Origin of the sequence: Sphaerimonospora thailandensis (assembly GCF_016863115.1) — a bacterium.
Taxonomy (GTDB): domain Bacteria; phylum Actinomycetota; class Actinomycetes; order Streptosporangiales; family Streptosporangiaceae; genus Sphaerimonospora; species Sphaerimonospora cavernae.
Window position 1 is genome coordinate 11,737 of record NZ_BOOG01000019.1, and the last position, 13,105, is coordinate 24,841.

The 13,105-nt window shown below is 70.9% G+C and carries 11 protein-coding genes; 10 read left to right on the forward strand and 1 reads right to left on the reverse strand.

Annotated features, from left to right (window positions below; all coding sequences use genetic code 11):
• Positions 1 to 32: 32 nt before the first annotated feature.
• The 9 genes from steA to Mth01_RS11250 all read left to right on the forward strand — a co-directional run bounded on the left by steA (position 33) and on the right by Mth01_RS11250 (position 9,360).
• Positions 33 to 1,229, forward strand: a complete 1,197-nt coding sequence (gene steA / locus Mth01_RS11210) for a putative cytokinetic ring protein SteA (RefSeq protein ID WP_204015776.1) — start codon at positions 33 to 35, stop codon at positions 1,227 to 1,229.
• Entirely contained in the window at positions 1,226 to 2,230 is a 1,005-nt protein-coding gene (locus Mth01_RS11215; RefSeq protein ID WP_204015593.1) for a copper transporter, read from the forward strand. The genes steA and Mth01_RS11215 overlap by 4 nt, the downstream gene beginning before the upstream one ends.
• A 120-nt stretch (positions 2,231 to 2,350) precedes the next feature.
• Positions 2,351 to 3,283: a hypothetical protein gene (locus Mth01_RS11220; RefSeq protein WP_204015778.1), complete on the forward strand. Its 933-nt coding sequence runs from the start codon at positions 2,351 to 2,353 to the stop codon at positions 3,281 to 3,283.
• Positions 3,283 to 4,977, forward strand: a complete 1,695-nt coding sequence (gene murJ / locus Mth01_RS11225) for a murein biosynthesis integral membrane protein MurJ (RefSeq protein WP_204015595.1) — start codon at positions 3,283 to 3,285, stop codon at positions 4,975 to 4,977. The genes Mth01_RS11220 and murJ overlap by 1 nt, the downstream gene beginning before the upstream one ends.
• Complete coding sequence (locus Mth01_RS11230) at positions 4,974 to 6,146, forward strand: glycosyltransferase (protein WP_204015597.1); 1,173 nt, start codon at positions 4,974 to 4,976, stop codon at positions 6,144 to 6,146. The genes murJ and Mth01_RS11230 overlap by 4 nt, the downstream gene beginning before the upstream one ends.
• Before the next feature lie 174 nt (positions 6,147 to 6,320).
• A complete protein-coding gene (locus tag Mth01_RS11235) occupies positions 6,321 to 7,298 on the forward strand; it encodes a TerC family protein (protein WP_204015599.1) in 978 nt (325 codons plus the stop codon).
• Positions 7,299 to 7,442: 144 nt separating this feature from the next.
• Complete coding sequence (locus Mth01_RS11240) at positions 7,443 to 8,090, forward strand: phosphatidylserine decarboxylase (protein WP_239089572.1); 648 nt, start codon at positions 7,443 to 7,445, stop codon at positions 8,088 to 8,090.
• Positions 8,077 to 8,949, forward strand: a complete 873-nt coding sequence (gene pssA, locus Mth01_RS11245) for a CDP-diacylglycerol--serine O-phosphatidyltransferase (RefSeq protein WP_239089573.1) — start codon at positions 8,077 to 8,079, stop codon at positions 8,947 to 8,949. Before Mth01_RS11240 ends, pssA begins: the two co-directional genes overlap by 14 nt.
• Positions 8,950 to 9,063: 114 nt before the next feature.
• Positions 9,064 to 9,360: a hypothetical protein gene (locus tag Mth01_RS11250; RefSeq protein WP_204015603.1), complete on the forward strand. Its 297-nt coding sequence runs from the start codon at positions 9,064 to 9,066 to the stop codon at positions 9,358 to 9,360.
• Positions 9,361 to 9,402: 42 nt separating this feature from the next.
• Here Mth01_RS11250 and Mth01_RS11255 read toward each other — a convergent pair whose 3' ends face one another.
• Positions 9,403 to 10,044, reverse strand: coding sequence for an MBL fold metallo-hydrolase (locus Mth01_RS11255; protein WP_204015605.1), 642 nt, complete (start codon positions 10,042 to 10,044; stop codon positions 9,403 to 9,405).
• Positions 10,045 to 10,216: 172 nt separating this feature from the next.
• Between Mth01_RS11255 and uvrA the strand changes: the two genes are divergently transcribed.
• A complete protein-coding gene (uvrA, locus tag Mth01_RS11260) occupies positions 10,217 to 13,057 on the forward strand; it encodes an excinuclease ABC subunit UvrA (RefSeq protein ID WP_204015606.1) in 2,841 nt (946 codons plus the stop codon).
• The last annotated feature ends 48 nt before the right edge of the window (positions 13,058 to 13,105 follow it).

A 13,105-nucleotide genomic window follows, 5' to 3' on the forward strand; every position in this document is an offset into this window, starting at 1 on the left:
GCCTGCCGCCGCCTCTGGCAGGATGGTTGATGATGAAGGTCCCGAGCTTGAACGTTCCGGGCCTCCGCCGCAGGAAGGCGAACGGCCTTCCCGGGGTGACGGCAGTGGCGAGAATCGACAGACGGACCAAGAGGTTGACCAAGCGCCTCCAGTCCGGTGAGATCGCGATCATCGACCACGTCGACATCGACCGGGTCAGCGGGGAGGCTCTCGCGGCATGCGCTCCCGCGGCAGTGATCAACGTCGCTGCGAGCATCAGCGGCCGTTATCCCAACATGGGGCCGCGGATCCTCGTCGAGGCCGACATCCCGCTGGTCGACAACACCTCGCCCGAACTGCTGGAGCGGATCGCCGAGGGCGACGTCATCCGCCTGCACGATGGGATGATCTACCTCGGAGACGAACTGGTCGGCAAGGGCCAGGAGCAGACCGCCGAGACGATCGACGCCGCGATGACCGAGGCCAGGGCCGGCCTCGCCGCACAGATCGAGGCGTTCGCCGCCAACACCATGGAGTATGTCCGGCGCGAGCGCGACCTGCTCATCGACGGCGTGGGCATCCCCGACGTCCGCACGGTCATGGAGAACCGCCACGTCCTCATCGTGGTCCGGGGCTACCACTACCGGGAGGACATCGCCACGCTCCGGCCGTACATCAGGGAGTACCGCCCCGTGCTGGTCGGCGTCGACGGGGGCGCCGACGCGCTGCTCGACGCGGGCTACCTACCCGATATGATCATCGGTGACTTCGACTCGGTCTCGGAGAAGGCGCTGCGCTGCGGCGCCGAACTGGTGGTCCACGCCTACCCCGACGGTCGTGCCCCGGGACTGGAGCGCGTGCACGGGCTGGGCCTGAACGCCGTCGTGTTCCCCGCGACCGGCACGAGTGAGGACATCGCGATGCTGCTCGCCGACGACAAGGGCGCCTCGCTCATCGTCGCGGTCGGCACGCACTGGACGCTCGACGAGTTCCTCGACAAGGGGAGATCCGGCATGGCGAGCACGTTCCTCACCCGGCTGCGGGTGGGCAGCAAGCTCGTCGACGCCAAGGGCGTCAGCAGGCTCTACCGGAGCCGCATCTCCACATCCTCATTGCTGTTGCTGGTCGCCACGACGCTGGTCACCATCGGCGTCGTGCTCTCGGTATCGCCGATCGGGCAGGTGTGGCTGAACGCGCTGCGTGTCGCCTGGAACGGCTTCGTCTTCTGGTTGGTCGGACTCTTCTCGTGATCGATTTCCGTTATCACCTCGTCTCCATCGTGGCCATCTTCCTGGCGCTCACGGTCGGCATCGTGCTGGGCAGCACCGTGCTGGAGCCCACGTTCTACAAGTCGACCGAGGAGCTGACCGCGACGCTGCGGCAGAACAACGAGAAGTACCTCGCACAGATCTCGGAGCTGCAGTCCCGCGAGAACGGCAGCGACTCGCTCGTCACCGCGCACACCGACGAACTCGTCGGTGGCGCGCTCGCCGGAGAGCACGTCGTGCTCGTCGAGGCCCCGGGCGCGCCGGCCGCCCTGCGCGATCCGTTCCAGCGGCTCCTCAGCGACGCGGGGGCCGTCTTCACCGGCCGGATCAGCCTGACCGACAGGTTCACCGCCAAGGACCAGGCGGGCGTCGTGGACGGCCTCGCCGCCTCGCTCGCCCCCGCCGGCACCCAGTTCCCCGACGGCGCCTCGCCGTACGACAAGGCGGCGGCGCTGCTCGCGAGCGCGATCGTGACCGCCGACCCGGCCGAGGCGGGGCGGCCCAACCCGGCGGCGGCCGGCGTGCTGGACGCGTTAGAGAAGGGCGACTTCCTGATCAAGAGCGGAAGCCCCGACCAGCGGGCCACGCTGGCGATCGTGCTCGCGCCGGCCCAGCCGTACGAAGGCGACGACGCCGAGAGGGAGACCGCTGCCGTCGTGTCGCTGGCCGCCGGGCTCGACTCTGCGGCCCTCGGCACGGTGCTCGCGGGTGGTACGAGCGCCTCCGGCGCGGGCGGCGTGATCGCGGCCCTGCACGACGACGGGGAGGCCGCGTCGAACGTGTCGACCGTGGACACCGCCGATCTCGCCGCGGGCCGGGTCGTGGTGGTCTACGCTCTGCGGGAGCAGCGCGGCGGCCGATCCGGGGCGTACGGCATCGGCGGCGGAGCCGCGGCGTTCGAACCCGTCCCGGGTTCCGGTCCAGATCCCGTCGCCAGTCCGAGCCCCGGTCCGGTGCCGAGCCCGGCGGGCACGCGCGGTTGACCCGGCCCGCGGACGCAGCCCAGTGAACGTGCAGCCCAGTGAACCGTGCATCCCCGGCGATGTGGAGAAGAGGAAGAAGTCGTGGCGAACCGTCCCTCATCGGGTGCCCGCGCGAGCGGCATGGCAGGCGCGGTGCTGGGTGCGGCCGCCGGTGCCGCGCTGGGCGCCGTGGCCGCCCGACTCGCCTATGCCGCTTTCAGGCGCAGGCCTCCGCTCCTGACCGCGAAGGCCCAGGGTGACGCGAAGGCCCAGGGTGACGGGAAGGCCCGGGGTGACGGGAAGGCCGCCGACCGGTACTGGACCCGCACCAACCACCGGGGGGAGCCGGTCACCCTGCTCGAGGGGCCGGCCCTGGTGGCGGGCGCGGGCGCCGCGGTCGCGCTCGTCCCGGGGGTGCCGGGCCGGGTCCGGGCCGCCGCCCTGCTGGCCGGGACGGGCAGCGGGATCCTCGGCGCGTACGACGACGTGTTCGGGACGGCGACGTCCAAGGGCTTCAAGGGGCACCTGAGCGCGCTGGCCCGGGGCGAGGTCACAAGCGGCGCGGTGAAGATCCTCGGCGTCGGCGCCACCGGTCTCGCGGCGGCGGCGCTCACCCCCCGCGATGGCCGCCGGGCGGTGCGCACGCTCGACACGCTCGCCGACGGCGCGCTGATCGCGGGCAGCGCCAACCTGGCCAACCTGTTCGATCTGCGGCCGGGGCGGGCGGTGAAAGCAGGTATGCTCGCCGGGGTTCCGCTGCTGGCCGCCTCGCTGACGTCGCACCGCCGCGGCGCGGCCGTGCTCGCCGCGATCCCGCTGGGCGCGGCCGCGGCGCTGCTGCCGGAGGACCTGGGCGAGCGGGCCATGCTCGGCGACGCCGGGGCGAACGCGCTCGGCGCGCTGCTCGGCCTCGCCGCCACCGCCCGGCTCGGCAGGGCCGGGCGGCTCACGGCCCTCGGCGCGGTCGCCGCCCTGACGCTGGCCTCGGAGAAGGTCAGCTTCACCAAGGTCATCGCGGGCAACCGGGTGCTGAACCGGCTGGACATGCTGGGCCGTCGTCCCGTCGAAAGCTGATGGTCACACCGTCCGGTACGGCTGAGCGGCTGGGGCGGGGCGTCGCCGGGGCCGCCGTCCTGATCGGCGCCATCACGATCCTCGCCCGCGTCACCGGTTTCGCCAAGCAACTCGCGCTCGCCTATGCCGTGGGCGCCAACTGCCTGGGCACGGCCTACACCGCGGCCAACATGGTGCCGAACGTCGTGTTCGAGGTCGTGGTCGGCGGGGCGCTGGCCGGGATGGTGGTCCCGGTGCTCGCCGGAGCCGCGGCCCGTACGACGGCAGGGGCACGCGCGGAGGTGGGGCGGATCTCCTCAGCCCTGCTGACCTGGGTCGTGCTGATGCTGGTTCCGATCGGCGCGCTGACGGCCCTCGCGGCCGGGCCGGTCATGCGGTTGCTCGTCGGTGACGAGGTGCCCGGCTGCGCGGCCGACCAGGTGGTGGCCGTCGCCACCCGCATGCTGGTGGTCTTCGCCCCGCAGATCCCGTTGTACGGCGTGGCCGTCGTGCTCTACGGGGTGCTGCAGGCCCACCGCAGGTTCACCGGCCCGGCGCTCGCGCCGCTGGTGTCGAGCGTCGTGGTCATCGTCGCCTACCTGGCCTTTGTGCCGCTCAGCGGCGGCCACAGCGACCCGGCCACCGTGCCGGGCGTCGCGGAGTACGCGCTGTCGATCGGCACGTCAGCGGGCGTGCTGGCCCTGGTCGTCACCGTCATCGGTCCCGCCACGCGGCTGGGGTTGCGGTGGCGGCCCACCCTCCGCTTCCCGGACGGCGTGGCCGTACAGGTGCGGCGGCTGGCGCTGGCCGGGCTCAGCGCGCTGGTCGCCCAGCAGGCCGCGACCGTCGTGGTGATCCCCCTCGCCACCCGTGAGATCGGCGGCGGAGGGCTGATCGCCTACGGCTTCGCCTGGGCCGTCTACCAGGTGCCGTACGCCGTGCTCGCGGTGCCGATCGCCACCAGCGCGTTCCCGGCCCTGTCCGCCAGGGCCGAGAACGGGGACGTAGCGGGGTTCGCCGCACTGTCGGCCCAGACCACCCGTGCGGTCGTGCTGATCTCCGGGCTGGCCGCGGGGGCCCTCGCAGCCGCCGCCTGGCCGATCGCGTTCGTCTTCCTCAGCGGGGCACACCACGACGTTCCAGCCGCAGAACTGGGCCGGGCGGTCGCGCTGTTCGCGCCCGGGCTCGTAGGGTACGGGCTGACGGCGCATCTGAGCCGGGTCCTGTACGCCTCCGGAGAGGGCAGGGCGGCGGCCCGGGGCATGGTGACCGGCTGGCTCGTCGTCCTGGCCGCCCAGGCGGTGCTCATCGTCGCCTTCCCCGCCGACTGGAAGCTGGGCGGCCTCGCTCTCGGCCAGGTGGTCGGCATGACCGTGGGCGGGGCTCTGCTCGCGGGATCGGTCCTACGGGCGAGCGGCCGGGAGGCCCTGGCCGGAGTGCCCCGGGCGGCCCTGGCGGCCGCCGTGGGCGGCGGCTGCGGCTTCCTGGCGGGTCACCTGGCGGCGGGTTCCGTGATGGTGGGTTTCGGTGCGTGGAACGGGCCGGCCGCCGCGGTCCTGGCGGGCATCGCCGGGGGTGCCGGGGCCCTCGTCACGGGCGCCCTGGCCGTGGCGGCGGTGGACCGCGGGGATCTCGCCGCAGTGCTCGCGCGATTCAAGGGACTGCGCGTCAAAGGAGACCGGGCCGACGCGCCGTCGGCGGGGGAGGAGCCATGACAGAGCCCGGAAGGCGGATCCTGCTCGTGCTCGGGACGAGCGCGGGCGGCGTGGGCGCGCACGTGCGGATGCTGGCCCGGGGACTCGGCGGACACGGCCACGACGTGATCGTGGCCGGGCCGCGCAGCACCGATGAGGCGTTCGGTTTCACCGCCTCGGGCGTGCGGTTCGCCGAGGTGCCGATCGCCGACCGGCCGCATCCCCGGCACGATCTCGGCTCGGTCGCCCGGCTGCGCGCACTCATGCGGAACGCCGACACCGTACACGCGCACGGGCTGCGTGCGGGCGCCCTCGCCTCGCTCGCCGGAACCGGGCTCAGGCGCCGTCCCCGGCTTGTGGTCACCCTGCACAACGCCGTCACTGCGGGCGGCGCCGTCGGCGCGGTCTACCGGGCCCTGGAGACGATCGTCGCGCGGCGGGCCGACCACCTGCTCGTGGTCTCACCCGACCTCGGCGACCGGATGCGAGCCCTGCGCACTCGGGGGGCTCGGGGGGATCGGGGAGTTCGGGAGGCTCGGGGCGCCCGATCCGTCGAGGCCGCCGTCGTGCCGGCGCCGCCGCTGGCCGAGCCGGGCAGGACCGCCGAGGAGGTCGGGGCGGAGCTCGCGGGCCTGCTCGGCCGGCCTGTGGCCGACCGGCCCATCCTTCTCACCGTCGCCCGGCTGGCGCAGCAGAAGGGGCTGGAGACGCTACTGGACGCGGCGGCCGGGCCGTACCCCGGCGACCCGCTGTTCGTGATCGCGGGGGACGGGCCGCTCCGGCCGGAACTCCAGGCCCGGATCGACGCCGAGGGCCTGCCCGCGCTCCTGTACGGCTGGGCCGCTCCGGCCGATCTGCTCCAGGTGGCGGCGGCGGTGATCGTGCCGAGCCGGTGGGAGGGCCAGCCGCTCAGCGTCCAGGAGGCGCTGCGGGCGGGCAGGCCGATCGTCGCCACCCGGGTGGGCGGCATTCCGGACATGGTGCGTAATGCCGCGGTCCTGGTGGCTCCGGGCGATCCCGTCGCACTGCGTGAGGGGATCTCCGGGCTCCTCGGCGACCCCGAGGCGACCGCCCGGCTGGCCCGTGCCTCCGCTCGCCGTGGCCGGGAACTGCCCGGTGAGGCCGAGGCGCTCCGCGCCGTTCTGGACGCCTACACCCCAGGTCAGGGGGCGACCGGTCATGCCGAGTAGGCGCGGATTAGGTCGGACTGACCCTGATCCCTATACTGAACGGCGTTGGGGGGGAGTATCCCTTCGTGACAGTTCCGTCATCACGGCGTTGCGCCCGGGGCTGTCGGTCCGCGTGCTGCGGGCGGGAGAGACCTCCGGCAGTGTGTTCAGCGCGCGTGCCGGAGGTTTATGATCATGGATGTCCCGATGTGGGCCTGGGTGGCCGTCGTCGTCGGCCTGCTGGTCGTGGTCGCCGTCGACCTGTGGATCGTCGACCGCGGCGAGCCGCGGGAGTTCTCGGTGCGACAGGCCGGGATCTGGGTGGGTTTCTACGCCAGCCTGGCCGTGCTGTTCGGCATCGGCTTAGCGATCTGGGGCGGGGCCAAGGTCAGCGGTGAGTTCTTCGGCGGCTACATCCTCGAATACAGCCTCAGCATCGACAATCTGTTCGTCTTCTATCTGATCATGGCGCGGTTCGCGGTGCCGCGGCCGTACCAGCACAAGGTGCTGCTGGTCGGCATCCTGCTCGCGCTCGTCATGCGCGGGATCTTCATCGCGATCGGCGCCGTGGCGCTCGCCAAGTTCAGCTGGCTGTTCTACGTCTTCGGGATCTTCCTCGTCTGGACGGCGTACACCCTCGTCCGCGACCACCACAAGGACGAGGACGAGTTCAAGGAGAACGCCCTCCTGCGCTGGGCGCGCCGGGTCTTCCCGACCACGCCGGGCTTCGTCGGCGCCCGCGTCACCGTGCGGGTGGACGGCAGGCGGATGGTCACCCCGATGCTCATCGTCATGATCGCGATCGGCAGCACCGACCTGCTGTTCGCGCTCGACTCGATTCCGGCGATCTTCGGCCTGACCAAGGATCCGTTCATCGTCTTCTCCGCCAACGCCTTCGCCCTGATGGGGCTGCGCCAGCTCTACTTCCTGCTGGGCGGGCTGCTGCAGCGGCTGGTCTATCTCAGCTACGGGCTCGCGGTCATCCTCGGCTTCATCGGAATCAAGCTGATCCTGCAGGCGTTGCACGATAGCAAGGTCTCCTGGGCCCCGGAGGTTCCGATCTGGGTGTCGTTGGGAGTTATCGGGGTCGTGATGTCCGTGACGGCGGTCGCCAGCCTGATCAAAGCGAGGAACGACAAGGCGGTCACCCCGGCGGAAGCGCCTCAGGGGTAGGGAGTGAGTATGGACACCCCCTAGCGAAACGGGCACCGACGATGTTTGCTTGTCTCGTTGTGCCATGCGATGACGGTCGGATCGGTACTATCGCTCGTTAACTCGCAGACCGGTCCATATCGTGAAAGAGTTCAAAGGTTCCCTGTGTCCAACGAATCGTTGCCCGGCTCCCGGGGTCGAGTCCGGCTAGCGCGAGGGGTGTCCCCCTGGCTGGCGCCGACCATCGCGGCTGCGGCCGTCACCACTCTGCTCACCCGCAGGTCTCCCAGATGGGCCCTGGCGGCCGTCCCGCTCGCCGCGCTCACCGGCGGGATGCTGTGGTTCTTCCGCGATCCTGAGCGCGTTCCGGGCGTGGGGCGGCTCATCTCGCCCGCCGACGGCGTCGTGCAGAGCATCGACCCCTGGCCGGACGGCCGCACCAGGGTCGCGATCTTCATGAGCCCCCTGAACGTCCACGTCAACCGGGCTCCCGCCGCCGGCGCCGTCACCGCGGTCGAGCATGTCCACGGCGGGTTCGTGCCCGCCTTCGACAAGGACAGCGACAAGAACGAGCGGGTGGTCTGGCATTTCGACACCGCGCTCGGCGATCTCGAGGTCGTGCAGATCGCCGGTGCCGTCGCCCGCCGCATCGTGCCGTACCTCACCGCCGGCGCCAAGGTGGCCCAGGGCGAGCGAATCGGGCTGATCCGCTTCGGCTCCCGGGTGGACGTCTACCTCCCCGAGGGAGTGGCGCCCGCCGTCACGGTGGGCCAGAAGACGACGGCGGGGGTGACGCGCCTTGACCACGCCTGATCTCGGCGCCGGCGCGAACTGGCCGGTGGAGGGCCTGGCCGACGAAGTGCCGGTCGATGGAGTGCCGGCCGATGAACCGCGAGGTCCCGTAGGCAAGGCGTTCCGCCTGTCGGCCGCCGACTCTCTCTCGCTCGGCAACGCGCTCAGCGGCTTCCTCGCCGTGTGCGTGCTCGCCTGGTCGGCGATCAGCGACCTGATGCAGTCCAGCGGCAAGTTCGAGCCCGATCCCCGGTTCTTCGGCACCGCCGTGGTCCTGCTGCTGATCGGGGCGACCTGCGACCTGTTCGACGGCCTCGTCGCCCGGAAGTTCCGCGCCTCCGCCATGGGCGCCGAGCTGGACAACCTCGCCGACGTGATCAGCTTCGGTTTCGCGCCCGCGTTCATGGTGGTGATCTGGGCGGGCTTCTCCGGCAGCCTCCCGCTGTGGCTCGTGCTGTCGGCGGCGGCCTCGGTCCTGCTCGCCGGGGTCGTACGGCTGGCCCGGTTCGCCTGCGTCAAGACGAAGAGCGGCGACTTCATGGGGTTGCCGATCCCGATGGGCGCGATGACCGTGGTCTCGATCGTGCTGCTGTTCCAGCCCAACTACTTCACGATCGCGGGCATCGTCGCGGTGGCCTGGCTGATGGTGAGCCGGATCGAGTATCCCAAGCCGAAGGGCAATCTCGCCGCGGTCGTCCTCGGCTGGATGTTGATCAACGTGGCGTGCCTGACGATCTGGGCTGCCGGGCTGGACGGCGGTGATCGGCTGATCACCGTGGGCGCGACCATGCAGATCGCCATCGTCTCGGCCATCCCGCTGCGAGTCCTGATGTTCAAACAGCAGCAGCGCAGGGAACGACGCTCGGAGAGCGCGGGCTGACTGAAGCCGTCACACGGACAGGGGCCCCGGCCAATCAGCCATGAGGGCCCCTTTTCCACGGGTCCTGGCAACCACATCCAGATTGATCGTCTAGCCAATGGAGCCCTGGTCGCCATGCCTCGCGAGCACACCCTGACGTATTTCCTCGGCAAGCTGGCACGTGAGCTGGAGCTGCGGGGGCTGGAGGCCTCCCTGCGGCCCGATCCGCCGTCGCTGAAGGTCCGCGACCCCGACGCGGCGATCTTCAGCGAGACGGTCGACTGCGTGGCGATGTCGGACGGCTGGTTCTACCGCTGGTCCTGGGGTGACGTGGTGGAGAGCGCGGACGAGCCGGCCGCCGCCGCGGACCGGATCGTCAGGGTCTTCACGACCGGCGATCCACGCCCCCATCCGGGCCTGGAGGGCGTCTGAGCGGCGGCTCGGCGACCGGTACGGCTCACAGATGGATACGGCTCACCAGCCGCGTGCCTTCCACTCCGCCAGGTGCGGGCGCTCGGCCCCGAGCGTCGTGTCCTTGCCATGGCCGGGGTAGACCCACGTCTCGTCCGGTAGCCGGTCGAACAGCCGCTCCACCACGTCGGTGTAGAGCCGCTCGAACCTCGCCGGATCCTTCTCGGTGTTGCCGACGCCGCCGGGGAAGAGCGAGTCGCCGGTGAACAGGTGCCCCGGGTAGTGCAGCGCGATCGAGCCGGGCGTGTGGCCGCGCAGGTGGACGACCTCCAGGGTGATCACGCCGACGGTCACCCTGTCCCCGTGCTCGACCTCCTGGGTGACCCGTACCGGCAGTTCGGGCGCGTCGAGCGGGTGCGCGACGATCTGGGCGCCGGTCGCCCGGGCCACGTCCTCCAGCGCCAGCCAGTGGTCCATGTGCCGATGGGTGGTCACGATCGAGCTGATGGGGTGGTCTCCGATGAGATCGAGCAGCCGGCCGGGTTGGGCGGCGGCGTCGATGAGCAGTCCGTCGCCCGTCTCCGCGCACCGCAGCAGGTAGGCGTTGTTGCCGAAGTCGCCCACCTCGATCTTCGAAATGACCAGCGCGGGCAGTTCCCGCACGTCCGCCGGCCCGTTCTTGACGACGTCGCCCGTGTAGCTCATCTGTCTTCCCTTCGTGCTTCCGTACGGCCACGCTAGCCACCCCATGGCGGAACGGGGGACGCGGGTTTGCCGGGATGCATACCCTGGATTGAGAGGTCGCCGGAAAATGTCGGTGGCTCCGGATAGCCTCCCCGGGCACCTCTGTTGACTTCTTCGACCTTTCGGGACCGCCGTGGCTGACCGCCTGATCGTGCGTGGCGCACGTGAGCACAACTTGAAGGACGTCTCGCTGGACCTGCCGCGGGACGCTCTGATCGTCTTCACCGGACTGTCCGGATCCGGAAAGTCCAGCCTGGCCTTCGACACGATCTTCGCCGAGGGTCAGCGCCGCTATGTCGAGTCGCTGTCCGCCTATGCCCGCCAGTTCCTGGGCCAGATGGACAAGCCCGACGTGGACTTCATCGAGGGACTGTCCCCGGCCGTGTCGATCGACCAGAAGTCGACCAGCCGCAACCCCCGTTCGACCGTCGGCACCATCACCGAGGTCTACGACTACCTCCGTCTGCTCTGGGCGCGGATCGGCAGGCCGCACTGTCCGCGGTGCGCCCGGCCGATCGCCAGGCAGACCCCGCAGCAGATCGTCGACCGGGTGCTGGAGCTGCCCGAGGGCACCCGCTTCCAGGTGCTCGCGCCGGTCGTGCGGGGTCGCAAGGGAGAGTACGGCGAGCTGTTCCGCGAGCTGCAGACCAAGGGCTACGCGCGGGCCAGGGTCGACGGCACGGTGATCAGGCTGGAGGAGCCGCCGACGCTCAAGAAGTACGAGAAGCACGACATCGAGGTGATCGTCGACCGGCTCGCGGTCAAGGACGGCGCGCGGCGGCGGCTGACCGACTCGGTGGAGACCGCGCTGCGCCTGTCCGGTGGCACGATCACCCTCGACTTCGTCGACCTGCCCGAGGACGACCCCAACCGGGAGCGGTTCTACTCCGAACACCTCTACTGCCCCTACGACGACCTGTCGTTCGAGGAGCTGGAGCCCCGGTCGTTCTCGTTCAACTCGCCGTTCGGCGCCTGTCCCGAGTGCACCGGTCTCGGCACCCGCATGGAGGTCGACCCCGAGCTGGTGGTCCCCGACCCCGAGCGGACGCTCGGCGACGGCGCCGTCGGTCCCTGGTCGAACGGCCACACCAGCGACTACTTCGTCCGGCTGCTGGAGGGGCTCGGCAACATGCTGGGCTTCGACCTGGACACGCCGTGGGAGCGCCTGCCCAAGAAGGCGCAGAAGGCGATCCTGCAGGGGCACGACGAGCAGGTCCACATCCGCTACACCAACCGGTTCGGCCGGCAGCGGTCCTACTACACGGCGTTCGAGGGCGTCATCCCCTGGGTGCAACGCAGGCACGCCGAGTCGGAGAGCGACTCCGGCAGGGAGCGGTTCGAGGGCTTCATGCGGGAGATCCCCTGCCCCGCCTGCCGGGGACGCCGTCTCAAGCCGGTGTCGCTGGCGGTCACCGTCGGCGACGCCTCGATCGCCGAGGTCGCCGGGATGTCGATCGGCGAGTGCGCCGCGTTCCTGTCGGGGCTGTCGCTGTCCGAGCGTGACCGGCACATCGCCGAACGGGTGGTCAAGGAGATCAACGCCCGGCTCGGCTTCCTGCTGGACGTCGGCCTCGACTACCTCACGCTGGACCGCGCCGCCGGGACGCTGGCGGGCGGTGAGGCGCAGCGGATCCGGCTCGCCACCCAGATCGGCTCCGGTCTCGTCGGCGTGCTGTACGTCCTGGACGAGCCGTCGATCGGCCTGCACCAGCGGGACAACCACCGGCTGCTGGAGACGCTGATCCGGCTGCGCGACATGGGCAACACGCTGATCGTGGTCGAGCACGACGAGGACACGATCGCCGCCGCCGACTGGGTGGTGGACATCGGCCCCGGCGCTGGCGAGCACGGCGGCCAGGTCGTCGTGTCCGGCACCGTGCAGGAGTTGCTGGCCTGCGAACAGTCGCTCACCGGGGCCTACCTTTCCGGACGCAAGGCGATCGCCGTGCCGGCCGAAAGGCGCAAGCGCGACAGGAAGCGGCAGCTCGTCGTCAAGGGCGCCCGCGAGCACAACCTGACCGGCGTCGACGTGGAGTTCCCGCTGGGCGTCTTCACGGCCGTGACCGGGGTTTCGGGCTCGGGCAAGTCCACGCTGGTCAACGACATCCTCTACAGCGCGCTGGCGAAGGAGCTGAACGGCGCACGCACCGTGCCCGGACGGCACTCGCGGGTGACCGGCACTGACCTGCTCGACAAGGTCGTGCACGTCGACCAGTCGCCGATCGGCCGTACGCCCCGGTCCAACCCGGCGACCTACACGGGCGTCTTCGACCACGTGCGCAAGCTGTTCGCCTCGACGACCGAGGCGAAGGTCCGCGGCTACCTGCCCGGACGGTTCAGCTTCAACGTCAAGGGCGGCCGGTGCGAGGCCTGCTCCGGCGACGGCACCATCAAGATCGAGATGAACTTCCTGCCGGACGTCTACGTGCCCTGCGAGGTCTGCCACGGCGCGCGGTACAACCGGGAGACCCTGGAGGTCCACTACAAGGGCAAGACGATCGCCGAGGTGCTCGACATGCCGATCGAGGAGGCGCTGGAGTTCTTCGACGCGATCCCGGCGATCCGCCGCCACCTGCAGACGCTGAACGACGTCGGCCTCGGTTACGTACGGCTCGGCCAGCCCGCCACCACGCTGTCGGGCGGTGAGGCCCAGCGGGTCAAGCTCGCCTCCGAACTGCAGCGGCGGTCCACCGGCCGCACGGTCTACGTGCTGGACGAGCCGACGACCGGCCTGCACTTCGAGGACATCCGCCGGCTGCTCGGCGTGCTCAACCGCCTCGTGGACAACGGCAACACGGTCATCGTCATCGAGCACAACCTCGACGTGATCAAGACGGCTGACTGGATCATCGACATGGGGCCGGAGGGCGGCTCCCGAGGAGGCCGGGTCGTCGCCACCGGGACCCCCGAAGAGGTGGCCCGAGTCGAGGAGAGCCACACCGGGATGTTCCTCCGCAAGATCCTTGACGTTTGACGCGGATTCCCCCACCGCGGCAGCGGCGGCATAGGGTGCAGCGGAGGG